Source organism: Halorientalis persicus (assembly GCF_900110215.1).
Taxonomy (GTDB): domain Archaea; phylum Halobacteriota; class Halobacteria; order Halobacteriales; family Haloarculaceae; genus Halorientalis; species Halorientalis persica.
Window position 1 is genome coordinate 29064 of record NZ_FOCX01000005.1, and the last position, 22676, is coordinate 51739.

Consider the following 22676-nt stretch of genomic DNA (forward strand, 5'->3'; position numbering starts at 1 on the left):
CTTGGTCACTCGCCGCCGTTCCGGAGGTAGTGGAAGACGTACGTCTGGACGTAACCGGCGTACTCGTCGCCGAAGGCCGCCCGAATCGCCCGCGAGGTCTCGGCGTAGGACCCCCGGTCGCAGTCGGGGTAGTACTCCTCGATGGTCGTCCGGATCCACGTGTCGAGAGGAACCGCTTCCAGGAAGTCGAGCGAGAACAGCAACACGCAGTCGGCCACCTTCTCGCCGACGCCGACGAACTGTGTGAGATACTCGCGAGCGTCCTCGTAGGGCAAGCGCCGTGCTTCAGCGGGGTGGGCCGTCCCCTCGGCGACCATCTCCGCGCTCCGCTGGACGTATGGGGCGCGGTAACCCAGGCCTACCTCGCGGAGTTGGGCCTCCGTGGCCTCGGCTAGCGCTTCCGGCGTCGGATAGGCGCGGTACGTCTCGCCGTCGAACTCGACTGGCACGCCGAACTCCCGACGGAGCGCCATCTGCATATCGTGGATGCGACCGACACGCATCTGCGCCGAGCAAATGAACGAGATCAGCGCGCCGAAGGGTGGGTCCCGAACCAGCCGCATCCCGCGATAGGTCTCGAAGGCCGCCCGGAGCAGTCGGTCCCCGGGCGTCGCCTCGCGGATGGCGTCGAGGTCGTCGTCGAGTCGGAGCAGGTCCCGGAGGTGAGGCTCGGCGTCGACGTGTGACTCCCACTCCAGCGCGCCGTCGGTCCCTCGGACCCGGAGGACGGCGGGCTCGCTCCGGTTGTCGGGTCGGATCGTGGTCCAGTACCAGGCGTCGCCGCCGTGTGCCCGATCGGCCTCGTAGGTGGTGCCGTCCTCGCGGGCCCACAGGTACGACTGGCCGCTCTCGACGGTCGACTGGAGATCGACGCCACCAGCGAGCGTCGTCGCGTCGATTCGGCCGCGTTGCATCGTCGGTTGGAAGGGATCGGACCGGCTTGGGGGTTTCGAGTTCGATGTCGCCGACGGAGCGGGGGTGGCCACCGTGAGAAGGCACTGAATACCGCGTGAACGGACACCAATCTTCTTACCGTTGGACAGCTAACAGCAAATTATGAACTGCAGAGTTGTCGTAGAGGCCGCAGTTCCGGTCTACGACGTCGAAACACCGGACGAGGCGGTCCGGATCGCCATCTCGAAAACCGGTGAGATGCTCAACCCCGATCTCAACTACGTCGAGATCAACATGGGACAGCGCTCCTGTCCCCACTGCGGCGAGGAACAGGAACCAGCCTTCATCGCCGCCGACGAGAGTCTGGTCGCGCTGGAACTGGAGATGACAGTCTTCAACGTAGAGCGCGAGGAGCACGCCGCACGGATCGCTCGCAAAGAGATCGGGCAGCGCCTGGAGAACATCCCACTGGATGTCCTCGAGATCGAACCCATCGACGAGGAGACGGACGAAGACGATACCGAAGAGTCCGAGCCGGAGACGACCGAGACCGAAACGACAGCGGACGAGATTACGTCGGACACGGACATCGGCGAGCGGGAGGGTGAGGACGGAAAAGTGTTACCGGAGTTCGAGGAGCTCATCGACGAATAGCGCCGTTTTTCGGCGGATAAGGTTCTATCGGAGCTACGTCTGTAGCCGTCGCTCCGGGGCTGTGGGTATCGCGAGAACGGAGAGACAGCTCAGTCGGCGGCGGCTGGAACCTGCTCGGACTTCTCTTCGCCCATCTCGGAGACGATGCCCCCGGCCAGCGCGAAGACGGCGTCCTTGTGGTCGTCTTTCGACATATGGATCGAGGTCGGTCGAACGCTTACGCGCTCGTACTCGTCGTGTTCGACCTCGTTACCTGTCCGCTCTTCGTAGTGGTTCTGCACCTGTGCAAGCAGGCCGTGAAGATGGATGAGCTCCTGCTTTTTCATGGTCACCCATGCGTTACAACTGAAGGGTTATAGTACTACTCTGAGGCCCGTTAACACACGGCCCTTGCGTAGCGCCGTCCATACACGGGTTTTCAAGTGATTCGCAACCGGCCCGAAACCGGCAACGAGTTGTTTACTCCCCGACGATCGGTGTATTTTCGGGGTGGCGGCTGGCGCGCGATCGGTTGAAAGGTTTTTGGCTCGCGCACGGCATGGTCCGATATGGACTACGAGGACCAACTCGACCGGGCGATGGAACAGACTCCCGACATCGAGGGCAACAGCGACCGGTTCGACGTTCCCGAGCCGGAGGTCCGACAGGAGGGGAACATGACCGTCTACGAGAACTTCCAGGACACGACGTCACGCCTCGGGCGCGAGGACGATCACGTGATGAAGTTCCTCCAGGACGAACTCGGGACGAGCGGCCACATCGACGAGAGCGGGCGCGCGCGGCTGACGGGGGAGTTCCGCCAGAGTCGTATCCAGGATGCGCTCGACGAGTACGTCGACGAGTTCGTCCTCTGTTCGGAGTGTGGACTGCCCGATACGAAACTCGAACGGGAGCGCGGGGCGCTGGTACTGCGGTGTGAGGCCTGCGGTGCGATCTCCTCGACGAGCGGCTAACTCAGCGTCTTCAGCGTCTCCAGATCGTGTTCAGTTCGGGTGAACTCCGCCAGCCGCCGGCTCGCGTGGCAGTTCGGGCAGTGAAACGTCCGCTTGTGTGAGGGCAGATCGGTGGGCGAGGACTCCCACCCCTTCTTGCACTCCGGGCAGAGCAACCGGACGTAGGTCTCGGTCATGTGTGCCCTGTTGACAAGCGGCAGAGTCAAAAAGGTTGTCGCTGGTTCGCCTGTCGTGTCCGGCTCAGGACCGCATCGGCCGTTCAGGCCGCCGTCAGGTCGTGTTCCGCTTCCAGGAGCTCCTTGTACCGGTTGCGGATAGTGACCTCGGAGATGCTCGCGACCTCCGAGACCTCCGACTGGGTGACCTTCTCGTTGGTGAGCAGCGAGGCGGCGTAGACGGCGGCGGCCGCCAGTCCGACCGGGGACTTGCCCGAGAGCAGGCCGCTCTCGCGGGCGCTGTCGAGCAGTTCCCGGGCGCGGCGCTCGGTCTCGTCCGAGAGGTCCAGGTCCGAGGCGAAGCGGGGGACGTAGCTCTCGGGGTCGGCCGGCTGGATTTCGAGGTTCAGCTCGCGGACGATGTACCGATACGTCCGTGTCATCTCCATCTCACCGACGCGGGAGACCGTGATCATCTCGTCGATGCTCCGGGGCGTGTTCGCCTGGCGGGCCGCGGCGTACAGCGCCGCGGTGGCGACGCCCTCGATGGACCGTCCGGGGAGGAGATCCTCGTCGAGCGCGCGGCGGTAGATGACACTGGCGGTCTCGCGGACGTTTTTCGGCAGGCCCAGCGCGGAGGCCATGCGGTCGATCTCGCCCAGCGCCTGCTTGAGGTTGCGCTCCTTGGAGTCACGGGTCCGGAACCGCTCGTTCCAGGTCCGCAAGCGCTGCATCTTCTCTCGCTGACTCGAGGACAGGGAGTTTCCGTAGGCGTCCTTGTCCTGCCAGCCGATGTTGGTCGAGAGCCCCTTGTCGTGCATCATGTTGGTGGTCGGGGCACCGACCCGGCTCTTCTCGTCGCGTTCGCTGGCGTCGAAGGCGCGCCACTCGGGGCCGCGGTCGATCTCGTCTTCCTCGACGACCAGTCCGCAGTCTCCACAGACCGTCTCGCCGTGTTCCGTGTCGGTCACCAGCTTCCCGCCACACTCCGGGCAGGTCGTGGTCGATTCCGTCTCGCTCGTCTCCTCCGTGATCTCCTGTTCTGTGCGTTCGTTCGATATCGTCCGGGTTGTGGTGTCGCTCATGGGGGGTTGTCATGGGTTGCCGGCGGCGAAAGCCATAAGAAATTGCCGGCGACTTCCTAACTATCAGTAAGTGCGAAAAGCATATAAACGTTTCGCTGGTCCGCGCGTCATACACGGCCTGTGTGCGGTTCGTTGTCGTGGCGCAGTCGGACGATTTCACCCGGCTTACGGTCACAATCCGGAACGACCGGCGAGTTCGCCGGGGTCGGGCCAGCGGGGAACGGGGCGGGGTCGGCGTCGGTTACTGGGTATCCTGTGCGACGACCAGCTGGAGGGCCTCGTCGGTCGGCTCGTCGTCGGGTGACAGGTACCCGGCGGCGAAGACGGTGTAGCCGGTCCCGCCGTTCAGCGAGAGGTCCTGATCCAGGACGACCTGGCCGTCGTCGTCCTCGTTGGCCGCCCGGACTTGGATCGTGTAGTCGTTGGCTTCGACGGTCGTCGAGCTGGTCTCGCCGTAGGCCACGTCGTCGAAGATGGCGGCCCCGGTCGCGTTCACCGTCACGTCGACCGCGGGCGCGTCCGGGGCCGCGTGGACGAGTCGGACACGGGCCATGTTCCCGCCGGGACTCTCCCGGTCGTCTTCGAGGACCAGCGGCGAGAACGCTTCCCCGTCCTCGGCCAGTTCGCCGGCCGCCGCGATGGTGTAGTCGGCGGCGGCGAGTTCGAGGTCCTGCTCGAAGACGGACGTACTCATGTCGCCCGCGGCCGTGATCTCGACGGTGTGGGTCCCGGCCGAGAGTTCGAGGTAGCCGCTCACGTCGGTGAACGCCACGTCTTCGAGGACGGCCGACCCGTCCACATACACGTCTACGTTGGGCGCGTCCGGCGAGAGATGTGCCACCCGGACGTACGCGTTGCCGTCCATCTCTCCGTCCATCTCGCCCTCGGTCATCTCGTCGTCCATCTCCTCGGTCATCCCGCCGGTCTTGGTCATCCCGTCGGTCTCCGTGGGCGTGCCCCCGGAGTCACCGCCCTGGCTACACCCCGCCAGGCCGACCGCGACTGTTCCACCCAGTGCTGCGAGTACGCGTCGCCGTGTTCTGTCTGCCATCGTCAGGGTAGAGCGGAGACTCCCAAAAGGGGATTTGCCGGAAACCCACCGCACTCTCACCCAAATTCGTGCAGAAACCGTCGGGAATCGGACAGCGGTGGCGGATACGGACCGTACGGATCAGTCGAACGCCGACCAGGTGAGAACGAGCAGTGCACCGAGTTCGAGGATCTGAACGAACATCATCGCGCGACCGGCGATGGGTGCGGCGCTGTTCAGAAGCGCCGCGACCTGTGGATCGAGGACGTAGTAGTAGAAGGCCAGCGCGTTCTCCGCGAGCAGGAGGACGGCGAACAGCGAGAGCGCCAGGGCGTGCTTCGAGCGGAACTGCCGGTAGTTGCGGGCCCAGATCGCGAGCAAGGCCACGAGCAGGACCACGTTCAATGCGGTGGCGGCGCTCGCCGCCGTCATCCAGACTCCCATCTGTCCCTCCGTTCGTCGTGTCCGCGAATATAGTCTTTCCCAAATTCGGCCATACTAGTCGACCTCCGCGATGATCTCTTCGATGGTGTCCCAGTGATGTCGTGCCCGGTCGGTCAGGAGGTAGACCGCACCGTAGTCGTCGCCGCTCTTCTCGACGACGCCGTTGTCGGTCAGCACGTCGAGGTGGTGGCGTACGGTCTTGTAGTCCAGGTCCAATTTTTCGGCCAACTGATTCGCGTTCCGCGGACGGGCCTCGATCGTCTGGAGGATGCGTGCCCGGTTCGCACCGCCACGCGTCCCAGTCAGCACGTACCACAGGACACCCTCCATTCCCACGGAAAAAGCGCCCCCACGCTAATTAATAATACCGACACGCGTCCGGAGGCCGCCGTCGTGCAGTCCGGTCAGACCGTGAAGAGGTGCCCCTCGTCGGGCACGTCGAACAGGCCGATCCGCGCGCCCGCGTCGAGCCAGGCGTGGCCGTAGGAGAACGCGGCGAGCGCGTTGACTGGGTCGTCGTCGGCCCGGAAGTGGCGGCCGTCTTCGAGGTACGAGCGAGCCATCTCCTCACACTCGGCGGCGGCATCACCAAGCGGCGAGTCCGGCGGCACCGCGATCTCCGCGGCGTCGAGCGCTTCGGCGAGCAGGTCCTCGTAGCGGTCGGTCTTCTCGGCGAGATCGGCGGGCATACGCCACCCATCTGTTCGTCCGGTCCTAAGCGTGTCGACGCGGCCACGAGTGCGATCCCGATTCGTGGGGGTGCTTGGCGGCTGTGTTCGAGCCGTACAGGACAGCGTAGGCTTAATACGCCACCGTCGACTATCGTCTCACATGACTGACGAGGCCGTCGAACACCGGAGACTCATCATCACTGGCTCGGGTATCGCGGGCCTGAGCGCCGCGATCTACGCCGCTCGCTCGAACAACGACCCGCTCGTGCTGGAAGGCGACGAGCCGGGTGGACAGCTCACGCTGACGACCGACGTGGCCAATTACCCCGGCTTCCCCGACGGGATCAGTGGCCCCGATCTGGTGAACAAGATGAAAGACCAGGCCACGCAGTTCGGGGCCGAGATCGACCACGGGATCGTCGAGTCGGTGCACGCGGACGACCGACCCTTCCGCGTCGAACTCCGTGACGGCACCGTCTATACCTGCGACGCGCTCATCGTCGCGTCGGGTGCCAGCGCCCGTACGCTGGGCATCCCCGGCGAGGACGACCTGATGGGCTTTGGCGTCTCGACCTGTGCGACCTGCGACGGTGCGTTCTTCCGCGGCGAGGATATGCTCGTCGTCGGCGGCGGCGACGCCGCGATGGAGGAAGCGAACTTCCTCACGAAGTTCGCCGACACGGTCTACATCGCCCACCGCCGCGAGGAGTTCCGCGCGGAAGATTACTGGGTCGACCGGATCGAGGAGAAAGTCGAGGAGGGCGACGTGGAGATCATGAAGAACACCGAGGCCGTCGAGATCCACGGCTCCGAGGAAGACGGCGTCGATCACGTCGATCTGGTCCGCCACCCCGAGGGCCACCCGACCGACAAACTCGACGATCCGGACACCGAGCAGATGCAACTGAACGTCGGCGCGGTCTTCCTCGCCATCGGCCACACGCCCAACACCGACTACCTCGAAGGCACGGGTGTCGAGATGGACGACGCCGGATACCTCCAGACGCAGGGCGGCACAGGCGGTGGCCAGACGAAGACTGCCGTCGAAGGCATCTTCGGGGCCGGCGACGTGGTCGACCACCACTACCAGCAGGCGGCGACGGCCGGCGGGATGGGCGTCAAGGCCGCGCTGGACGCCGACGACTACCTCGAAGAGGCGGTGACAGCCGAGGTCGCGGAGAGTGAGGAAGTCAGTGCGGAAGCCGACGATTGATCAGGCGGGATAGCGGAATCCTGCGACGATTCCGAGCACGCCAGCGTAGACGGCGAACGCAGCAGTGAACAGCGGGGCGAAGGTGTACGGTCGCACCGGCGGCGCGACCCACAGTGCCGGGATCAGATAGAACAACCAGGCGGCGAGCATCCAGGCACCCAGTGCCCGTCTGGAGTCAGTCCGTTCGTGTTTGCTCCAGTGGACGCCAAGCAGCAGCCCCGAGAGTACGACGAGGCCGAGCAGATGAACCGCGACGAACGTCGCTGTGACGAGGGGAGCCAGCGCGGCGGCGACAGCGACCGCCGTCAGGGGGCCCGTGGCCCAGCTGTCGGGGCCGAAGACGAGGAATCCCTCCTCGTAGAGAACTGGACCGTACTCTGGGTCGGAGCCGTCCGGGACCGTCACCGTGAACTGCCTGTCGTCGGCGGCCACCTCGTAACTGTGCAGGTCGACCGCGCTGTGGAACCCCGGATCGTTCGTGATCGTGGTTCCCGGCGGGCCGACGACCGTCAGCCGATCAACGTCGAGCAGCCACCCAGCACCGATTCCACCCTGGTAGAGATAGTCGACGCGAACGATACCACCGGGATACGTCGCACCAGCGTCCGGGTCGGTGAACCGGATCACGGCGGTGCCGGACGCGTTCAGCGTCGCCGAGACGTTCCCGACGGACCCGGTTCGCTCGACCGGGAGTCCATTTCCGTGGTCGAGCGTGTCTTTCGCTACCCGGTCCAGAAGGGCCGGATTCTCGCGGAACTGTTCGACCGTCGAGTGGTTGGCGAGGCGGTTCCGGACGGTCCAGTGGGCCGCTCCCGCCTCGTCGATCCGAATCGTCGCCGTGCTCCAGTGGAGTGATCCGTTGCGGTCTCGGTCAGCGACCTCGCCGCCGAAAGCCGGTCCGCAGGCCGCACAGATCGGTCGAGGCTGGGGACTCGCGGCGGCGCTCGCCACAAGCGAGAGGCCGAGGAGGACCAGAGTGACAGCCAGTCGTGTCCGTCGCACGCTCGACGCTGGTCGACAGTGCGGTATATGTTTTCTGTAGCCTGAGCTATGTTTCGGCGGTGGCTGCCTCGGCTCGACTCCGGTCGTGGAGTACGCCATACCCGTACCAGCCGCCTGCTCCCACTGCGATAGCGACCCCGACCCGGACGAGGTCGGGAAGCGGTCCCAGGGAGAGCCCGACCGGCCGGTAGACCAGCCCGAACAGCGAGAGCGTCGGCAGCAGGTACAGCGAAACCGCGACGCCGAGCCAGAGTGCCAGTGACTTCCGATCCAGCGACTCACCGCGGCGACGACGGAGCCAGAGGACGGTCCCCAGCGCGAGTGCGAGCGCGACGGCCCCGACGAGTTGCGTCGCCACCAGTCCGCCGAGGAACTGCGGTACCGTCACCGAGGCGATGGCGAACGTGGCGACTGTGCCGGCCCACTGCCCGGACGGCGCGAACGCGAGGAAGAACTGGTCGCCGGGCAGGGCCGGCGGATCGGTCACGTTCCCGGTCAGTGTGAGCGTTCGGCCGTCGACGGCCCCGTGGTCGCCGACCGCGCTCTCGACATCGTTTGCCAGCGTCGTCCCGGACGGGCCGACGACCCGGAGCCGGTCCACGTCGACGAACCAACCGGTGTGGGGGCCGTCCGGGCGAAACTCGTCGACGAGGACGACGCCGCCCGGGGCCTGTCGCGCGACCGTCGGCTCCAGAAACCGGAACCGGATCGTGTCGTTCGCGACGGTGACCGACTGGAGGCGGATCTCCTCCGGTACGGTGTCGTCGGTGTGATCGGCCGCTTCGCTGGCGACCGTTCGTCTGAGGTCCCTGTGCCGGGAGAGAAACGACGGATCACCGAAGGACTCGTTCGGGCCGGTGGTGTACCTGTCTGGCACTCGGTGCTCGAACTGGCTGGTGACGGTCCAGGTGGCACTGCCGTTGGGGTGGACCCGGACGGTCGCGTTGCTGTGTGTCACGTCGAGGGCGATGTCGTAGCGATGGGCGTTCCACTCCAACCCCTCCTGGCAGGGGGCACAGACCGACTCCGGCGGCGGAGCCGCGGTGGCGGGGACCACCGCGAGCGCGGCGAGCGCGAGGAGGAGGGCCATCGCGCGGGGCGGGCGAACCACTGGTACGGCCGGCGACACGTCGGCGACGGTGAAGTAGATTTCGGGGGTCGGGATCTACACCTCGACGTCCGTGTCGCTGTTTCGGACACTCGCTTCGCCGTCGACTGTCCCCAGCGCGTCCGTAATCTCGACGTAGAGCCAGCCCACCGTTATGAGCAGGGTCAACACGAGCAGGATGCCCGAGCCAATCATAGTTCGAAATTTCGAGCCCGCGGTAAATAGCTCGCTAACAGGGATATTGAGGGCTACGTACCGAACAGAGCCGACAGTAGGGACAGTCGGGTGTTCCGCCCCGTCCTGCCGGACCCAACAGATGCTTTAGGCCGGTCTGCCAAGGGGGGTTCATGGCAGATCAGGACACTGCGACGCTCACCATCGAGACCGAGGACGGAACCAGCGACGAACTCGAGATCCCGACGGGACTGCTGAATATGCTCCGCGAGGGCGAGGAGTCCGACCCCAAGATCGTCGGCGACATCGCCATGATCGGGCTGGCCCAGCGCATCCACGGCGCGATCCACCACGCGCAGGGAGAACCCGGCGAGGAAGTCGAGGCCGCCGAAGAAGTGACGATGGACCTGTTCGAGGAACGGTTCGGGCAAACCTTCGCCGACATGACCGGCCACGACCACTGATCGGCGACCGCCCGGCCGCGCTTTTCTCTCAGGGCACGTTCCACTCCAGCAGTGCGCCCGCGTCCAGTCGCTCGACCGATTGCAGTTCCAGTTCGGGAAACGCCTCGGTGAACCCGTCGCCGTCGGCCAGCGTCGGCGCGTCCCGGCCGCCGATGACCTTCGGGCCGACGAACACCGAGAGTTCGTCGACCAGATCCGCCTGAAACAGCGAGAAGATGAGCTCGCCCCCACCCTCGACCATCAGTTGCTCGACGCCTTCGCCCTCCAGTTTTCCGAGCGCGGTCGTGAGGTTCACGCGGTCCTCGCCGGTGGCGAGGACGGTCGCGCCGGCCTCCTCCATCTGCTCGACGAAATCGGTCGGTGCGGCCTGACTGACCAGCAGATAGGTGTGGGCCGCGTCGTTCAGCACCGTGGCGTCCGGTGGCGTCCGGACGCGCGAGTCGGCCACGACGCGAGCAGGGTTCTCGGGGTCGCCGCGGTCCCGGCGGGCCTGCTTGCGCTCGTCGCTGTCGATGGTCAGCGACGGATCGTCGGCCAACACTGTCCCGACGCCGACCATGACCGCGTCGCTGTCGGCCCGCAACTGGTCGACCCGGTCGAAGTCGTCGGGACCGCTGATCTCGATCTGTGTCCGCTCTCGCGAGGAGAGCTTACCGTCGACACTCATCGCCGCATTGACGACCACGCGCATACCTGCCGTTCCGAGGCGGGAGACAATTCGCTTACGGAACGACGGGGCGGTGACGATCGGATCGGGACCCGCTCAGAACGTCGCGGTCCCCAGCACGTCCAGCAGTTCCGCCTCGCCCCGGTGGGACTCGCCGTCGAAGGCGGTGACCCGAACGCGGACCTGCGTGTCCGCGGGGACGTGTTCGTCGAGTTCGAGCCGCGTGTCACCGATCCGGAGGACGCTGGTTCCGCCGTCGGTGTCGGTGACGTAGGCCACGAGTTCCGCGTCCGGTTCGAAAGTCGGCTTCCGCGCCCGGAACCGCCAGCCGGCCAGGAACTTCTCGAGGGAACTCATACGCGACCCACCTCCCCGGCCTCGCGGTCGGAGACGTACTCACGCCCGAAGCCGGTCCAGGCGGCGAACAGGAACATGGCGACCAGGAGCCAGCCGTGGAACACGTAGGGGACGACGGCGACGGGATTGACCATCATACTGGGCTCGAACCAGGCGTACTGGTCGGGGAGCCCCTGCATCGCGGCGACGCCGACCAGGACGCCCCCGGCCCAGGGGAAGATGTAGCCCAGCGCGGAGGTGTTGGCGTCGAGGATGTTCGCCCGGCGGTAGCCGTTGATGTTGAACCGACGGCCGATAGTCGAGATGTACGGCGCGATGGCGATCTCGGCCGCTGTGTTGATCGTGATCATCGCGTTGACTGCGGCGGTTCCGAGGACCATCGTGGTCTCGGCGCGGGTGACCGTCGTGGCGACCCGGGAGAGCAGCCACTCCTGGAGTGCGGCGAAGCCGCCGCCCCGGATCATGATGCGCGCGCCGGCGACGATCAGCAGCGTGAGAACGATCAGCGGGAAGAAGCCCTCGGCCCCGCTGTAGAGGCTCCCGGCGACACCGGGCGACTCGCCCGAGCCCGCGATCTCGACGATGGGGAGCCACGAGACTGCCTCGGCCACGCCCGAGCGGGCCGGCGCACGGAACAGGAGCATCTCCGCGGGGCCGGCCAGCTCGAACAGCAGGTTGAACGCGACCGCGACGATCAGCCCCCACGAGATGGCCTCGACGATGTGCCGGCCCCGGACGGCCGTGGCGATGACCACGCCCATCGAGACCAGGTGCAGGAGGCCAGCGGGGTTGGCGCTATCGACGAAGATCTCGCGGGCCTGCCCCGCGACCTCGATCCCGGGCATCAGGTTGCCGGCGACGACGTAGGCGACGAACGCGATCATCGCCGGGACGATGGCGTACTTGAACCGGGAGGCGACGACGCCCCCGATGTCCGCGTCCTGGGTGACGGCGCTGACGATGGTGGTGTCGCTGACGGGCGCGAGGTTGTCGCCGAACACCGCCCCCGAGAGGATCGCGCCGAACACGAGGACGGGGTTCGCGCCGAGCAGGACGCCGGCGGGGAAAAAGAGGGTCGTGAAGGCGACGGCGGTCCCGTAGCCGGTGCCGATGCCGGTCGCCAGCAACGCCGCGAGGATGAAGGTCGCGGCGGGGAACAGCGCGGCTCCCACGTCGAGCGCGGTGGCGGCCCACACGAGGCCGTCGACGAACCCACCGGCCTGCAGGGTCGAGGCGAACATCCCCGCCCACAGCCAGGCGACGATTGCCGTCGCGGCGACGCGCTGTGTCATCCCCTCGAAGATCGTGTTTGCGTAGCTCTTCCAGTCCCCGCGCACGAACAACATCCCCACGATGAGCGAGACGAGCATCCCGATCACGAGACCGGTCGTGTCGGAGATGCCGAACAGGCCGCTCTGGACGATCGCCCAGACGATGAACAGGCCGATCGGGAGCGCACTGACCCCTTTGCCACCGTAGAACTCGATGGCGGGGTCGTCCTGCTGGGCCATCTCCGCCAACTCGGCCTCGAACGGTTCTTCACCGGGGTCGCCGTCGTCGTCTCTCCGTGCCATCGGGGGTCGTTCTCCCACCACCGATACAAGCTTGGCGGTCGGGACGGCACCGACGGCGGCGGGCGACTCCCGGACCGACCTGGCACGCCACGATTTTTATCCCACCCTCCCGAACGGGCGGGCATGGAGTTAGACGATCATGCCGAGGACCTCGCCTCCGACCTCGGCGTCGACAAAGAGGAGGTCAAATCCGACCTTGAGAACCTGGTGAGCTACAGCGTGCCCGTCGACGAGGCCAAACAGAGCCTCCGCCGGAAGTACGGCGACGGCTCCACGGGCTCGACGGGCGCACCCAGCGCCGTCGACGTGGCCGACGTGTCACCGGACGACTCGAACGTCACGGTGACGGCCCGCGTCCTCACCGTGGGGAAGCGCCCGATCAACTACCGCGGCGAGGACCACGTCATCTTCGAGGGCGAACTCGCCGACGAGACGGGGAAGATATCCTACACCGCGTGGGAGGACTTCGACCTCGAAGCCGGCGAAGTCGTCGAGATGGGCAACGCCGGCGTCCGCGAGTGGGAGGGCAACCCGGAACTGAACCTCGGGGAGAGTACGACCCTCTCCCGGGTCGACGAGGACGTCGCCGTCGAGTATCCGATCGGCGGCGACGCAGACCTCGCTGACCTCTCACCCGGCGACCGCGGTGTCAACGTCGACGTGCAGGTCGTCGAGTGCGAGCGAAAGACCATCGACGGCCGCGACGGCGAGACGGAGATCCTCAGCGGGACGCTGGCCGACGAGAGCGCCCGCCTCCCCTTCACCGACTGGGAACCCCGACCGGAACTGGAAGCGGGAACCTCCGTCCGCCTCGAAAACGTCTACGTTCGCGAGTTCCGCGGCGTGCCCTCGGTGAACCTCTCGGAGTTCTCCCGCGCCGAGACGCTCTCCGGCGGCGTCGAGGCCCGGGACGACCCCGAACGGCTGCCGATCCGCGAGGCCGTCGAGCGCGGCGGGGCCTACGACGTGGAACTCGTGGGCAACGTCATCTCGATCCGCGACGGATCCGGCCTCATCGAGCGCTGTCCGGAGTGCGGTCGCGTCATCCAGAAGGGCCAGTGCCGGAGCCACGGCGCGGTCGAGGGCGAGGACGACCTGCGGACCAAGGCTATCCTCGACGACGGCACGGGGACCGTGACCGTCGTCCTCGACGCGGAGCTGACTGCCGAGGTGTACGGCGGCGGTCTGGAGGACGCGAAAGACCACGCTCGCGACGAGATGGACCAGTCCGTGGTTGCCGAGACCATCGCCGATAGCGTCGTCGGCCACGAGTACGCGGTGCGGGGATCGCTGTCGGTCGACGAGTACGGCGCGAACCTCGACGCGACCGCGTTCGCACAGAGCAACGACGACCCCGCCGAGCGTGCGCGTGACCTGCTCGCGGAGGTGGACGGATGAGCGGTTCCGAGGACGACGCCGACCAGGGCGGCGCGGGCCGCCGCGAGGTCGCCTACCGCATCTTCGCCGCCGAGTACGACGACGCCGATTTCTCGTATTCCGAAAGCGACGAGGAGCGCGCCCCGAACTACGTGGTCACGCCCAGCGGCGCGCGCGTGAACCGCCTGTTCGTCGTCGGCGTCCTCACGGAAGTCGAACAGGTCAACGAAGACGTACTCCGTGCCCGGATCGTCGACCCGACGGGCGCGTTCGTGGCCTACGCCGGGCAGTACCAGCCCGACGAGATGGCCTTCCTCGACCGCGCGGAGCCGCCGACGTTCGTCGCGCTCACCGGCAAGGCCCGCACCTTCCAGCCCGACGACGCCGATACCGTCTACACCTCGGTCAGACCCGAGAGCATCAACGAGGTCGACGCCGAGACCCGCGACCGCTGGACCGTCGCCACCGCCGAACGGACGCTGGCCCGGATCGCCACGATGGCGGGCGCACTTTCCCGCGAGGAACGCGGCGACGACCTCAGTGACGCCCTGATCGAAAGCGGCGTCGACGAGGGGCTGGCTGCCGGGACCGCACTCGCACTGGAACACTACGGGACGACGCCGACGTATCTCGACGCGCTCCGGGAGACCGCACTGGACGCCGCCCGCGTGGTCTCCGGCGACGTCGACGAAGTCGACGCGCTCACCGTCGATCCCGACGACCGGGGCAGTGTCACGGTCGCCGATCTCGATGGCCTGGAGATCTCGGCCGGTGGGGCGGCCGAACCGAGCGAGGGCGACGAACCCGACGCGGAGACGGCGACCGCGACGGCCGAATCCGGCGGGACCGCGTCGACGAGCGACGACAGCGGATCGACCGAAACCGCCGAATCGGCGACTTCGGCGACCGACGCGTCCGAACCGGAGCCCGTCACCGGCGACGCCGGTACCGAGACGCCCGGCGTCGAGACCGACGAGGAACCGGTCGAATCCGTCGAGACCGAGGCAGAGACGGACACCGAGTCCGTCGATGCCGAGTCCGAATCGGCGGAATCAACCGAGTCCGCTCCCGGTTCGACCGACGACGACATCGGCGATTTCGAACCCAGCGGCGGTGCTGGAGCCGACGACGAGGGGGTCGGCGACTTCGATCCCGGGGAGTTCGAACTCGACGAGGACGAACGCGAGGAGATCGAGGAGGAGTACGGTACGGACTTCTCGACCGGGACGGAGGTGAGCGAACCCGGCGAGGCCGACATCGAGACGCCCGATCCCGAACCGGACGAGGGGGAACCGACGGCCGAGTCCGAGCCGGTCGAACCGACCGGCGAGACAGCCACTGCCCCCGAGGACGCCGAATCCGAATCGGCCGAGGAACCCGCCGACGCCGCGACGGGGACGGCCACCGAGTCCGCGGAACCGGCTGCTTCGACCGAGCCGGCCGAGAGCGACGACACGGACGAGACGGCGGCCGAGGAAACCACCGACGAACCCGCCGAGGACGTGGATCTGGAAGACGCTGTGATGGACGCGATGAACGAACTGGACGACGGCGACGGGGCCGACCGCGAGACGCTGATCGAGCAGGTCGCCGACCGGACGGGGGCCGACCCCGGTGCGGTCGCGGACGCCGTGCAGGACGCGCTGATGGACGGCCGCTGTTACGAGCCCGACGAGGCGACGCTCAAGCCGATCTGATGGCGGTCGAACCGGTACCCGGCGAGCCCGCCGCCGTTGCCGACCTGCCCGACGAGCGGGCGCTGGTAATCGCCGACTACCACGCCGGCCTCGAAGTCGGCCTGCGCTACGAGGGGGTGGAACTCCGGAGTCGCGCCGACGAGCGCCGCAGGACGGTGCTCGATTTGCTCGACCGGACCGACGCCGACCGACTCGTCGTCCTCGGTGACTTCGGCCACGCCATCGGCGACCCCGGCGGCGAAGAACGCGAGGAGATCGAGGTCCTGCTGGACGCGCTCTCGGTGCCCGTCACGGTGGTCAAGGGCAACCACGACGGCGACCTCGGGGGCCTGCTGGACGACCGGGATGGCGTCGCCCTCACGCCGGGCCACGGTGTCCGCATGGGGGGAGTCGGGTTCGTCCACGGTCACACGTGGCCGTCGCCGGACGTGCTGACCGCCGACGTGGTCTGTATGGGTCACGAACACCCGATGGTCCGGCTGGAGGACGAGGTCGGCGGCGCGCGGGCCGAGCGAGCGTGGTTGCGAGGATCGCTCGATCCCGCACCCTTCGAGGAATTTCACGATGCCGACCTCGCCATCGACGGCGAACTCGTCGTCTTCCCGTCGGTCAACGATCTGACGGGCGGCACCTGGATCAACGTCGCGGGCCAGGAGTTTCTCGCCCCCTTCCTGCCCGCAGGGCTGGACGGGGGGCAGGCCTACCTGCTGGACGGGACGCGGCTGGGCGCGTATCGGCGGGTCTGAGGGGCGACGGCGAGCCACGCATCAAAAAACGGTGTGCTTAATCGGCTGAGACCGCTAGGCCTGTCGATGGCAGAGACGGGGTCGGCGGCGGCCTTCGCCGAACTCGGGTCGGCGGTCCGCGCGGCGCTCTCGGAGCGAGGCTTTTCCACACCGACGGAGCCACAGCGCCGCGCGATTCCACCGCTCGTGGCGGGCGACCACGGTCTCATCGTCGCCCCTACTGGTACCGGCAAGACCGAGACGGCGATGCTCCCGGTGTTCGACGCGCTCGAAGGCACGGACAACTTCGGCATCGGCGCGCTGTACGTGACGCCGTTGCGGGCGCTGAACCGCGATATGCGCGACCGGTTGGAGTGGTGGGGCGAGACGCTGGACCTCGACGTGGACGTGCGCCACGGCGACACCACCGATTACCAGCGCCAGAAGCAGGCCGAGAACCCGCCGGACGTGCTGGTGACGACGCCGGAGACGTTGCAGGCCATGCTCACTGGCGAGAAGCTACGGATCGCGCTGGCGGACGTGGATCACGTCGTGATCGACGAGGTGCACGAACTCGCGGCCTCGAAGCGCGGCGCGCAGTTGACGCTCGGCCTGGAGCGGTTGCGCGAGGTGTCCGGACCATTCCAGCGGATCGGCCTGTCCGCGACCGTCGGCGACCCCGGCGAGGTCGGGAAGTTCCTCACCGGCGACCGGGGCTGTACGGTCGTGGAAGTCGACGTGGGGAGCGAACTCGATATCGAGGTTCGGGAACCGCGAGTGACCGACGCCGACGAGCAGTTGGCCAGCGAGTTGATGACCGACGCCGACGTGGCGAGTCACGTCCGGGCCATCGACGAGATCGTGAGCGCCCACGAGTCGACGCTCGTGTTCGTCAACACCCGTCAGACCGCCGAGGCGCTGGGCTCGCGGTTCAAAGAGTTAGGGACCGACATCGAGGTCCACCACGGCTCGCTCTCGAAAGAGGCCCGGATCGAGGTCGAAGACCAGTTCAAGGCCGGCGAGCTGTCGGGCCTGCTCTGTACCTCCTCGATGGAACTGGGGATCGACGTGGGGAGCATCGACCACGTCGTCCAGTACCGGAGCCCGCGGCAGGTCTCGCGGCTCCTCCAGCGGATCGGGCGAGCGGGGCACAGCCGCGACGAGATCTCTTCGGGGACTGTGATCACGACCCGGCCGGACGACACCTTCGAGGCGCTGGCCATCGCCCGGCAGGCACGGGACGGCGACGTGGAGCCGGCGAACATCCACCACGGCAGTCTCGACACGGTCGCCAACCAGATCGCCGGCCTCGTCATGGACTTCGGCGAGCTCTCGGCGATGGAAGCCTTCGAGATCGTCACCCGCGCCTATCCGTTCCGGGATCTCTCTGCGGACGAGTTCAAGGCCGTCGTCCGCGAGCTGGCCGAGAACCGCGTGGTCTGGCTGGAGGAGGGTGCCGACCGAATCGAGAAACGCCGTGGGACCTGGCAGTATTTCTACCACAATCTCTCGATGATCCCCGACGAGGCGACCTTCGAGGTGAAAGACATGGCCAGCGGAAACCAGGTCGGGACCCTCGACGAGCGGTTCGTCGTGAACTTCGCCCAGCCCGGCGAGATCTTCATCCAGCGCGGCGAGATGTGGCGCATCACGGAGGTCGACGAGGAAGAGGAAGACGTCCTCGTCACACCCGTCGAGGACCCCGCCGGCGAGGTCCCCTCCTGGATCGGACAGGAGATTCCCGTCCCCCGTGACGTAGCCCAGGAGGTCGGTGAGATCCGCGCGGTCGGAGGCAGTCAACTCGACGGCGCGATCGGGACCGACGCCGTGGCGCGGGACCTCTCGCGCCGATATCCGGCGGACGAGTACACCGTCGGGGAAGCACTCGTCCAGCTGGACCGTCACGACGCACCGATCCCCTCGGGGGACCGCATCCTCGTCGAGTCTCACGGGCGCGAGGTCGTCCTGAACGCCCACTTCGGGCACACGATCAACGAGACGCTCGGCCGGGTACTGTCGGCCCTGCTGGGCCAGCGCACCGGCTCGTCGGTCGGCATGGAGATCGACCCCTATCGGATCGAACTCGAAGTGCCCGGCGGGATCACCGTCAACGACGTGCTGGCGACGCTCCGGGAGACCGAGCCCGAACACGTCGCGGGGATCGTCGAGCTCTCCCTGAAAAACGCCGACGCGCTGAAGTTCAAACTCGCGCAGGTCGCGGCGAAGTTCGGCGCGCTCAAGAGCTACCAGCGCGGTTCCAGCGGCGGGTTCGGGAAACGGCGCCTGCTGGAAGCACTGGAGGACACGCCGATCTACGACGAGGCGCTTCGGGAGTTGCTCCACGAGGAGTTGGCCGTCGAGGGGGCCAGCGAGGTTCTTGCGGCGATCCAGTCTGGTGAGATCGAGATCGCGACCGTCGCCGAGCGCACGCCGGTCGGGCTGGGCGGGCGCTCGTCGGGCCAGGAGTTGCTCGCGCCCGAAAACGCCGACGCCAGCGTGATCCAGACGGTCAAAGAACGCATCCAGAACGACCGCGTCCTCCTGTTCTGCCTGCACTGCCAGGACTGGGAGACGAAACGGCAGGTCTCCCGGGTATCCGACCAGCCGACGTGTCCACACTGCGGGTCGACCCGCATCGCCGCGCTGAACCCCTGGGCCGACGAGGTGGTGTCGGCGGTCAAGCAACCGGAGAAAGACGACGAGCAGGAGAAACAGACCCAGCGGGCGTACAAAGCGGCGAATCTGGTCCAGAGCCACGGCAAGCAGGCGGTGATCGCACTGGCGGCCCGTGGGGTCGGTCCGCACAACGCCGCCCGGATCATCTCGAAACTCCGGGCGGACGAAAACGAGTTCTATCGGGACATCCTGGCCCAGGAACGCCAGTACGCGCGCACCCAGTCGTTCTGGGATTGATTTTTCCTGCTGGCAGCCAATCGACACACATGGACTTCGAGGTCGTGCAGGGAGACATCGCGGCACAGGAGGCAGACGCCCTCGTGAACGCGGCGAACACGGGGCTGCGGATGGGGTCGGGCGTCGCGGGCGCGCTCCGGCGGGCGGCCGGCGACGAACTGAACGACGAGGCCGTCTCGAAGGGGCCGGTCGATCTCGGTGGGGTGGCGACGACCGACGCATACGATCTGGACGCCGAGTACGTGATCCACGCGGCGGCGATGCCGGCCGGCGGGCAGGCGACGGCCGACTCGATCCGGGACGCGACCCGGAACACACTCGAAGAGGCAGACCTGCTGGACTGTGAGACGCTGGTGATCCCGGCGCTGGGGACGGGCGTCGCCGGCTTCTCGCTCCGACAGGGGGCCGAGATCATCTGCGAGGAGATCGCAGCGTTCGCGCCGTCCAGTCTGCGAGACGTGCGCGTCATCGCCTACAGCGACGAGGACTACGAGACGATCCGGTCGGTCGCCGAGTCGGTCCGGTGAGGGCAGATCGGTACCGGCCGGCCGCAGTTCGCCAACAACGTCTTGACAGTCCCCCCGGTAGGAGGTGGCATGGACAGACGGAGGGCACTCGTCACGGTCGGGAGCGCGCTCTCGCTCCCGCTGGCCGGGTGTGTCGTCGGGGGTGAACCGGTTGCGGGGACGACGGCGCTTTCGGGGCCGACGCGGACCACCGACGGCCCGGAGACGCACCTGGAGTACGCTCGTGACGGCGAGACGGTCGCGACGATGAGTCTGCTCGGGCGTGGATTCGATCCCGAAGACGGGGAGAGCCGATTCCGTCTGTCGGTATCGCACGACAGCGACCTCCGGGTCCAGCGGCTCCGGTACCGCCTCCACGCGCCGGCGGGTGATCTGGAGACGGCCGTGGACCTCTACCTGCAACGGCCGTCGGGTGACTCGTGGCCACCGATCACGTTCCACCAGGAGGACGGGCCATCGCGGACGCTGGTCGAACTCGACGACCTGGGCCGGCAGGGGATCGGGACGGTCACACTCGACTTCCTGGGCGACACTGCGGCGGAGGTAGATGGGTTCGACCTGACCGTCGACGCCCTGGCCACGTTCTCCGGGTTCGGCGTGGGGCAGTTCAGTGCGACGGGGACCTTCGAACACCGATTCGGGCAAAACGCCTGAGTGGCCCGGGACCCCACTGCTGACGATGGACGTTCCGGAGGACGCGCCCGTCGAGTGTCCGGTCTGTGAGACGGCCTACGATTCGGTATCGGTCCACGAGGGGGGTGTGATGGTCAACCTGCTCGACAACGACCGCTACCGGCGGGTCTGCTTCGAGCCGACGACTCACGACGGTCGCGCTGTGGTACGGTTCTACCACCATACGCACGAACAGATCGAGACAGAGAACGGTAGCCACCGGGAGAGCGCGGCCGACTCAGAGCACGACGGCTGAGCGGATCGCCGACGCGACCGCACGCGGTCGCTCCTCCTCGACGAAGTGGCCCACGTCCTCGAAGGCGGTGACGTTACCCGAGAGTTGCGGGAGTTCTTCCTGCCAGCGCCCGAGTACCGAGGGTTTCCCGCAGGGGTCCCAGCGGCCGACGACCGCCCGGACGCCGATCTCCCGCCCGCGTGGCCCCCACGTCTTGCCGAGCGAGCGCCGGATGCGCTCGTAGAAGGGGCCGGTGTCGCGCGGCCCCAGGTCGGGATCCTCGTAGACGTTCCCGTGGCCCCAGTACGGCGTCTGTCGGACGAGTCGCTTGGAACTGCGGACGTTCACTGGGTCGCGGAACTGCTGTCTGAAGACGCGATGGGCCGCCGGGTCCCGCGCGGGCGAGCGGCCGAGTCGTCGGGCCGCGGCGTAGCGCGCCCACCCCCCGTAGAGGCGGGCCGGGTGCATCGGCGACGCGTGAAAGAGGACGTACGCCGCCAGGTCGCCCCAGAGCGCGTCGGGGATCACGTCCGGCGTCCGCGCCCAGGGCAGCCAGCGAGCGGGGTAGTTCGTGTACGTCGGCCTGTCGGCCGGCATCGGCAGCACGGTGCTGTTACAGATCACGAGGTTCGAGACCAGATCCGGGTACTGGAGGAAGGCTCCGACGCCGATGGGGCCGCCCCAGTCGTGGACCACGAGCGTCACGTCGTCGAGATCCAGCGCCGGGACGAGGCTGGCGAGGTTCTCGGCGTGGTCCATACAGACCATCTCGTAGTCGGCCGTATCCGAGAGGCCGAATCCGACGTGGTCCATCGCGACGATCCGCACCGTTTCGGCGGTGTCGTTCAGCAGGTTCGTGATGACGTGCCGGTAGGTGTAGGACGATTCGGGGTTGCCGTGAACGAACACGACGGTGTGGTCCGGGTCGGTATCGTCGCTCCGGCCCGACTCGATGCGTCCGTCCCCGTGGACGCTGTCCCGGACGAACAGTCGCTTGCCCGTGTCACGACCCTCGGGAATCTCGAACCACGAGCCACAGCCGGTGGGGTAGTAGTCGGCCGGCACGTCCTCGACCGGCGTATCACCGGGCCGGTCGTACCAGACCGACATCACTCGTGGCCCGACACCGGAACGGGTTCGTAGGGCTCTTCGAGCCACTCGACGTCGCTGTCCGCGAGGTCGATGTCGAGTGCCTCGACGGCCTGTTCGAGGTGTTCGATACTCGTCGTGCCGATGATCGGCGCGTCCACCACGTCCTTGTCCAGCACCCACGCGAGCGCGATCTGGGCCATCGTGGCGTCGTACTCGTCGGCCAGTTCCTGCACCCGGCGGTTGATCTCCGGCCCGCCGCCCTCCATGTAGGGGTGTTCGTACAGGTACTCCTCGCTCTCCCCGCGGGCGGTCGCGTCCACGTCCTCGTGGGGTCGCGTGAGATACCCCCGCGCCATCGGACTCCACGGGATGACGCCGATGCCCTCTTTCTCACAGTAGGGGAGCATCTCGCGTTCCTCCTCGCGATAGACGAGGTTGTAGTGGTTCTGCATGGTGGCGAACCGGTCGAGGCCGAGGCGGTCGCTCGTGTGCAGGGCGTCGGCGAACTGGTGGACCCACATGGAACTCCCCCCGATGTACCGGGTCTTCCCGCGCCGCACCGCGTCGTCGAGCGCGCGCAGGGTCTCCTCGATGGGCGTGTCGTAGTCCCAGCGGTGGATCTGGTAGAGGTCCACCGTGTCCATCCCCAGCCGCTCCAGCGAGGCGTCCAGTTCCTGCTCGACGGTCTTCCGGGAGAGGCCCCCCGAATTCGGGTCGTCCTCGTCCATCTGGAAGAAGACCTTCGTGGCGACCACGTTCTCCTCGCGACGGCCCGCCAGCGCGTCGCCGAGAACGCGCTCGGACTCGCCCGTCGAGTACATATTTGCCGTGTCGAAGAAGTTGATCCCGAGGTCGATGGCGCGGTCGATGATCTCGTGGGATTCGTCGTCTTCGAGGACCCACTCGCGCCAGTCCGGATCGCCGAAACTCATACAGCCCAGACAGAGCCGGCTGACCTCCATCCCCGTCGAGCCGAGGGTCGTGTACTCCATG

The 22676-nt window shown here is 67.2% G+C and carries 27 protein-coding genes; 11 read left to right on the forward strand and 16 right to left on the reverse strand.

Going from position 1 to position 22676, the window contains the following annotated elements:
- Window positions 1-5: 5 nt before the first annotated feature.
- A complete protein-coding gene (locus tag BMX17_RS07090) occupies window positions 6-914 on the reverse strand; it encodes a DNA-3-methyladenine glycosylase family protein (RefSeq protein ID WP_092658790.1) in 909 nt (302 codons plus the stop codon).
- Window positions 915-1056: 142 nt separating this feature from the next.
- On the opposite strand from BMX17_RS07090, the gene BMX17_RS07095 reads away from it, so the two are divergent.
- Window positions 1057-1548, forward strand: a complete 492-nt coding sequence (locus BMX17_RS07095) for a DUF555 domain-containing protein (protein ID WP_092658791.1) — start codon at window positions 1057-1059, stop codon at window positions 1546-1548.
- A gap of 89 nt (window positions 1549-1637) precedes the next feature.
- Here BMX17_RS07095 and BMX17_RS07100 read toward each other — a convergent pair whose 3' ends face one another.
- Window positions 1638-1874: a UPF0058 family protein gene (locus BMX17_RS07100; RefSeq protein WP_092658792.1), complete on the reverse strand. Its 237-nt coding sequence runs from the start codon at window positions 1872-1874 to the stop codon at window positions 1638-1640.
- Between the two features lie 222 nt (window positions 1875-2096).
- On the opposite strand from BMX17_RS07100, the gene BMX17_RS07105 reads away from it, so the two are divergent.
- Window positions 2097-2501, forward strand: a complete 405-nt coding sequence (locus BMX17_RS07105) for a translation initiation factor IF-2 subunit beta (protein ID WP_092658793.1) — start codon at window positions 2097-2099, stop codon at window positions 2499-2501.
- Here BMX17_RS07105 and BMX17_RS07110 read toward each other — a convergent pair.
- The 6 genes from BMX17_RS07110 to BMX17_RS07135 form a co-directional block, all read right to left on the reverse strand.
- Window positions 2498-2677 carry a DUF7836 family putative zinc-binding protein gene (locus BMX17_RS07110; RefSeq protein WP_092658794.1) on the reverse strand — a complete coding sequence of 60 codons (180 nt, stop codon included), beginning with the start codon at window positions 2675-2677 and terminating at the stop codon, window positions 2498-2500. The two genes, BMX17_RS07105 and BMX17_RS07110, sit on opposite strands and share 4 nt — an antisense overlap.
- A gap of 83 nt (window positions 2678-2760) precedes the next feature.
- A complete protein-coding gene (locus BMX17_RS07115) occupies window positions 2761-3741 on the reverse strand; it encodes a transcription initiation factor IIB (RefSeq protein WP_092658795.1) in 981 nt (326 codons plus the stop codon).
- 241 nt (window positions 3742-3982) lie between these two features.
- Complete coding sequence (locus BMX17_RS07120; RefSeq protein ID WP_170845353.1) at window positions 3983-4792, reverse strand: DUF4397 domain-containing protein; 810 nt, start codon at window positions 4790-4792, stop codon at window positions 3983-3985.
- 120 nt (window positions 4793-4912) lie between these two features.
- Window positions 4913-5215 (reverse strand): DUF8036 family membrane protein, encoded by a 303-nt coding sequence (locus BMX17_RS07125; RefSeq protein WP_092658796.1) that lies wholly within the window; start codon window positions 5213-5215, stop codon window positions 4913-4915.
- A 54-nt stretch (window positions 5216-5269) separates the two neighbouring features.
- A complete protein-coding gene (locus tag BMX17_RS07130) occupies window positions 5270-5545 on the reverse strand; it encodes an ArsR/SmtB family transcription factor (RefSeq protein ID WP_092658797.1) in 276 nt (91 codons plus the stop codon).
- A 74-nt stretch (window positions 5546-5619) separates the two neighbouring features.
- Window positions 5620-5904, reverse strand: coding sequence for a DUF357 domain-containing protein (locus tag BMX17_RS07135; protein WP_092658798.1), 285 nt, complete (start codon window positions 5902-5904; stop codon window positions 5620-5622).
- A 142-nt stretch (window positions 5905-6046) separates the two neighbouring features.
- On the opposite strand from BMX17_RS07135, the gene BMX17_RS07140 reads away from it, so the two are divergent.
- The gene (locus tag BMX17_RS07140; RefSeq protein ID WP_092658799.1) at window positions 6047-7099 is read left to right on the forward strand and encodes an NAD(P)/FAD-dependent oxidoreductase; all 1053 of its coding nucleotides are present in this window, start codon (window positions 6047-6049) and stop codon (window positions 7097-7099) included.
- On the opposite strand, the gene BMX17_RS07145 is transcribed toward BMX17_RS07140, so the two are convergent.
- Genes BMX17_RS07145 through BMX17_RS25990 form a run of 3 tightly spaced genes read right to left on the reverse strand, consistent with a single transcriptional unit; the run spans window position 7100 to window position 9404 of the window.
- Window positions 7100-8101 carry a hypothetical protein gene (locus BMX17_RS07145; protein ID WP_092658800.1) on the reverse strand — a complete coding sequence of 334 codons (1002 nt, stop codon included), beginning with the start codon at window positions 8099-8101 and terminating at the stop codon, window positions 7100-7102.
- Between the two features lie 46 nt (window positions 8102-8147).
- The gene (locus BMX17_RS07150) at window positions 8148-9212 is read right to left on the reverse strand and encodes a hypothetical protein (RefSeq protein WP_139203440.1); all 1065 of its coding nucleotides are present in this window, start codon (window positions 9210-9212) and stop codon (window positions 8148-8150) included.
- 54 nt (window positions 9213-9266) lie between these two features.
- Window positions 9267-9404, reverse strand: a complete 138-nt coding sequence (locus BMX17_RS25990; RefSeq protein ID WP_170845354.1) for a hypothetical protein — start codon at window positions 9402-9404, stop codon at window positions 9267-9269.
- Window positions 9405-9556: 152 nt separating this feature from the next.
- Here BMX17_RS25990 and BMX17_RS07155 point away from each other — a divergent pair, with 152 nt between their 5' ends.
- Complete coding sequence (locus tag BMX17_RS07155) at window positions 9557-9847, forward strand: DUF7545 family protein (RefSeq protein WP_092658802.1); 291 nt, start codon at window positions 9557-9559, stop codon at window positions 9845-9847.
- A gap of 28 nt (window positions 9848-9875) precedes the next feature.
- Here BMX17_RS07155 and BMX17_RS07160 read toward each other — a convergent pair whose 3' ends face one another.
- The 3 genes from BMX17_RS07160 to BMX17_RS07170 all read right to left on the reverse strand — a co-directional run bounded on the left by BMX17_RS07160 (window position 9876) and on the right by BMX17_RS07170 (window position 12445).
- On the reverse strand, window positions 9876-10538 hold the full coding sequence (locus BMX17_RS07160; RefSeq protein ID WP_092658803.1) for a 2,5-diamino-6-(ribosylamino)-4(3H)-pyrimidinone 5'-phosphate reductase: 663 nt from the start codon (window positions 10536-10538) through the stop codon (window positions 9876-9878).
- A gap of 72 nt (window positions 10539-10610) precedes the next feature.
- Complete coding sequence (locus BMX17_RS07165; protein ID WP_092658804.1) at window positions 10611-10871, reverse strand: DUF7513 family protein; 261 nt, start codon at window positions 10869-10871, stop codon at window positions 10611-10613.
- Window positions 10868-12445: a Na+/H+ antiporter NhaC family protein gene (locus tag BMX17_RS07170; protein WP_092658805.1), complete on the reverse strand. Its 1578-nt coding sequence runs from the start codon at window positions 12443-12445 to the stop codon at window positions 10868-10870. The genes BMX17_RS07165 and BMX17_RS07170 overlap by 4 nt, the downstream gene beginning before the upstream one ends.
- A gap of 123 nt (window positions 12446-12568) precedes the next feature.
- Here BMX17_RS07170 and BMX17_RS07175 point away from each other — a divergent pair, with 123 nt between their 5' ends.
- The 7 genes from BMX17_RS07175 to BMX17_RS07205 all read left to right on the forward strand — a co-directional run bounded on the left by BMX17_RS07175 (window position 12569) and on the right by BMX17_RS07205 (window position 20612).
- The gene (locus tag BMX17_RS07175) at window positions 12569-13843 is read left to right on the forward strand and encodes a Single-stranded DNA binding protein (protein ID WP_092658806.1); all 1275 of its coding nucleotides are present in this window, start codon (window positions 12569-12571) and stop codon (window positions 13841-13843) included.
- On the forward strand, window positions 13840-15519 hold the full coding sequence (locus BMX17_RS07180; protein WP_092658807.1) for a hypothetical protein: 1680 nt from the start codon (window positions 13840-13842) through the stop codon (window positions 15517-15519). Before BMX17_RS07175 ends, BMX17_RS07180 begins: the two co-directional genes overlap by 4 nt.
- On the forward strand, window positions 15519-16265 hold the full coding sequence (locus tag BMX17_RS07185) for a metallophosphoesterase (protein ID WP_092658808.1): 747 nt from the start codon (window positions 15519-15521) through the stop codon (window positions 16263-16265). The genes BMX17_RS07180 and BMX17_RS07185 overlap by 1 nt, the downstream gene beginning before the upstream one ends.
- A gap of 66 nt (window positions 16266-16331) precedes the next feature.
- A complete protein-coding gene (locus BMX17_RS07190) occupies window positions 16332-19157 on the forward strand; it encodes a DEAD/DEAH box helicase (RefSeq protein ID WP_092658809.1) in 2826 nt (941 codons plus the stop codon).
- A gap of 29 nt (window positions 19158-19186) precedes the next feature.
- Window positions 19187-19684 carry a macro domain-containing protein gene (locus BMX17_RS07195; RefSeq protein ID WP_092658810.1) on the forward strand — a complete coding sequence of 166 codons (498 nt, stop codon included), beginning with the start codon at window positions 19187-19189 and terminating at the stop codon, window positions 19682-19684.
- 69 nt (window positions 19685-19753) lie between these two features.
- Window positions 19754-20338: a DUF8121 family protein gene (locus BMX17_RS07200; RefSeq protein WP_092658811.1), complete on the forward strand. Its 585-nt coding sequence runs from the start codon at window positions 19754-19756 to the stop codon at window positions 20336-20338.
- A gap of 25 nt (window positions 20339-20363) precedes the next feature.
- Window positions 20364-20612: a DUF8145 family protein gene (locus BMX17_RS07205; RefSeq protein WP_092658812.1), complete on the forward strand. Its 249-nt coding sequence runs from the start codon at window positions 20364-20366 to the stop codon at window positions 20610-20612.
- Here BMX17_RS07205 and BMX17_RS07210 read toward each other — a convergent pair.
- Window positions 20595-21701 (reverse strand): alpha/beta fold hydrolase, encoded by a 1107-nt coding sequence (locus BMX17_RS07210; RefSeq protein WP_092658813.1) that lies wholly within the window; start codon window positions 21699-21701, stop codon window positions 20595-20597. The two genes, BMX17_RS07205 and BMX17_RS07210, sit on opposite strands and share 18 nt — an antisense overlap.
- On the reverse strand, window positions 21701-22675 hold the full coding sequence (locus tag BMX17_RS07215) for an aldo/keto reductase (RefSeq protein ID WP_092658814.1): 975 nt from the start codon (window positions 22673-22675) through the stop codon (window positions 21701-21703). The genes BMX17_RS07210 and BMX17_RS07215 overlap by 1 nt, the downstream gene beginning before the upstream one ends.
- Window position 22676 lies beyond the last annotated feature (1 nt).

Excerpts from the sequence above, each read along its gene's own strand:
- BMX17_RS07090 (WP_092658790.1), bottom strand. The coding sequence starts at position 914 with ATGCAACGCGGCCGAATCGACGCGACGACGCTCGCTGGTGGCGTCGAT.
- BMX17_RS07095 (WP_092658791.1), top strand. The coding sequence starts at position 1,057 with ATGAACTGCAGAGTTGTCGTAGAGGCCGCAGTTCCGGTCTACGACGTC.
- BMX17_RS07100 (WP_092658792.1), bottom strand. The coding sequence starts at position 1,874 with ATGAAAAAGCAGGAGCTCATCCATCTTCACGGCCTGCTTGCACAGGTG.
- BMX17_RS07105 (WP_092658793.1), top strand. The coding sequence starts at position 2,097 with ATGGACTACGAGGACCAACTCGACCGGGCGATGGAACAGACTCCCGAC.
- BMX17_RS07110 (WP_092658794.1), bottom strand. The coding sequence starts at position 2,677 with ATGACCGAGACCTACGTCCGGTTGCTCTGCCCGGAGTGCAAGAAGGGG.
- BMX17_RS07115 (WP_092658795.1), bottom strand. The coding sequence starts at position 3,741 with ATGAGCGACACCACAACCCGGACGATATCGAACGAACGCACAGAACAG.
- BMX17_RS07120 (WP_170845353.1), bottom strand. The coding sequence starts at position 4,792 with ATGGCAGACAGAACACGGCGACGCGTACTCGCAGCACTGGGTGGAACA.
- BMX17_RS07125 (WP_092658796.1), bottom strand. The coding sequence starts at position 5,215 with ATGGGAGTCTGGATGACGGCGGCGAGCGCCGCCACCGCATTGAACGTG.
- BMX17_RS07130 (WP_092658797.1), bottom strand. The coding sequence starts at position 5,545 with ATGGAGGGTGTCCTGTGGTACGTGCTGACTGGGACGCGTGGCGGTGCG.
- BMX17_RS07135 (WP_092658798.1), bottom strand. The coding sequence starts at position 5,904 with ATGCCCGCCGATCTCGCCGAGAAGACCGACCGCTACGAGGACCTGCTC.
- BMX17_RS07140 (WP_092658799.1), top strand. The coding sequence starts at position 6,047 with ATGACTGACGAGGCCGTCGAACACCGGAGACTCATCATCACTGGCTCG.
- BMX17_RS25990 (WP_170845354.1), bottom strand. The coding sequence starts at position 9,404 with ATGATTGGCTCGGGCATCCTGCTCGTGTTGACCCTGCTCATAACGGTG.
- BMX17_RS07155 (WP_092658802.1), top strand. The coding sequence starts at position 9,557 with ATGGCAGATCAGGACACTGCGACGCTCACCATCGAGACCGAGGACGGA.
- BMX17_RS07160 (WP_092658803.1), bottom strand. The coding sequence starts at position 10,538 with ATGCGCGTGGTCGTCAATGCGGCGATGAGTGTCGACGGTAAGCTCTCC.
- BMX17_RS07165 (WP_092658804.1), bottom strand. The coding sequence starts at position 10,871 with ATGAGTTCCCTCGAGAAGTTCCTGGCCGGCTGGCGGTTCCGGGCGCGG.
- BMX17_RS07170 (WP_092658805.1), bottom strand. The coding sequence starts at position 12,445 with ATGGCACGGAGAGACGACGACGGCGACCCCGGTGAAGAACCGTTCGAG.
- BMX17_RS07175 (WP_092658806.1), top strand. The coding sequence starts at position 12,569 with ATGGAGTTAGACGATCATGCCGAGGACCTCGCCTCCGACCTCGGCGTC.
- BMX17_RS07180 (WP_092658807.1), top strand. The coding sequence starts at position 13,840 with ATGAGCGGTTCCGAGGACGACGCCGACCAGGGCGGCGCGGGCCGCCGC.
- BMX17_RS07185 (WP_092658808.1), top strand. The coding sequence starts at position 15,519 with ATGGCGGTCGAACCGGTACCCGGCGAGCCCGCCGCCGTTGCCGACCTG.
- BMX17_RS07190 (WP_092658809.1), top strand. The coding sequence starts at position 16,332 with ATGGCAGAGACGGGGTCGGCGGCGGCCTTCGCCGAACTCGGGTCGGCG.
- BMX17_RS07195 (WP_092658810.1), top strand. The coding sequence starts at position 19,187 with ATGGACTTCGAGGTCGTGCAGGGAGACATCGCGGCACAGGAGGCAGAC.
- BMX17_RS07200 (WP_092658811.1), top strand. The coding sequence starts at position 19,754 with ATGGACAGACGGAGGGCACTCGTCACGGTCGGGAGCGCGCTCTCGCTC.
- BMX17_RS07205 (WP_092658812.1), top strand. The coding sequence starts at position 20,364 with ATGGACGTTCCGGAGGACGCGCCCGTCGAGTGTCCGGTCTGTGAGACG.
- BMX17_RS07210 (WP_092658813.1), bottom strand. The coding sequence starts at position 21,701 with ATGTCGGTCTGGTACGACCGGCCCGGTGATACGCCGGTCGAGGACGTG.
- BMX17_RS07215 (WP_092658814.1), bottom strand. The coding sequence starts at position 22,675 with ATGGAGTACACGACCCTCGGCTCGACGGGGATGGAGGTCAGCCGGCTC.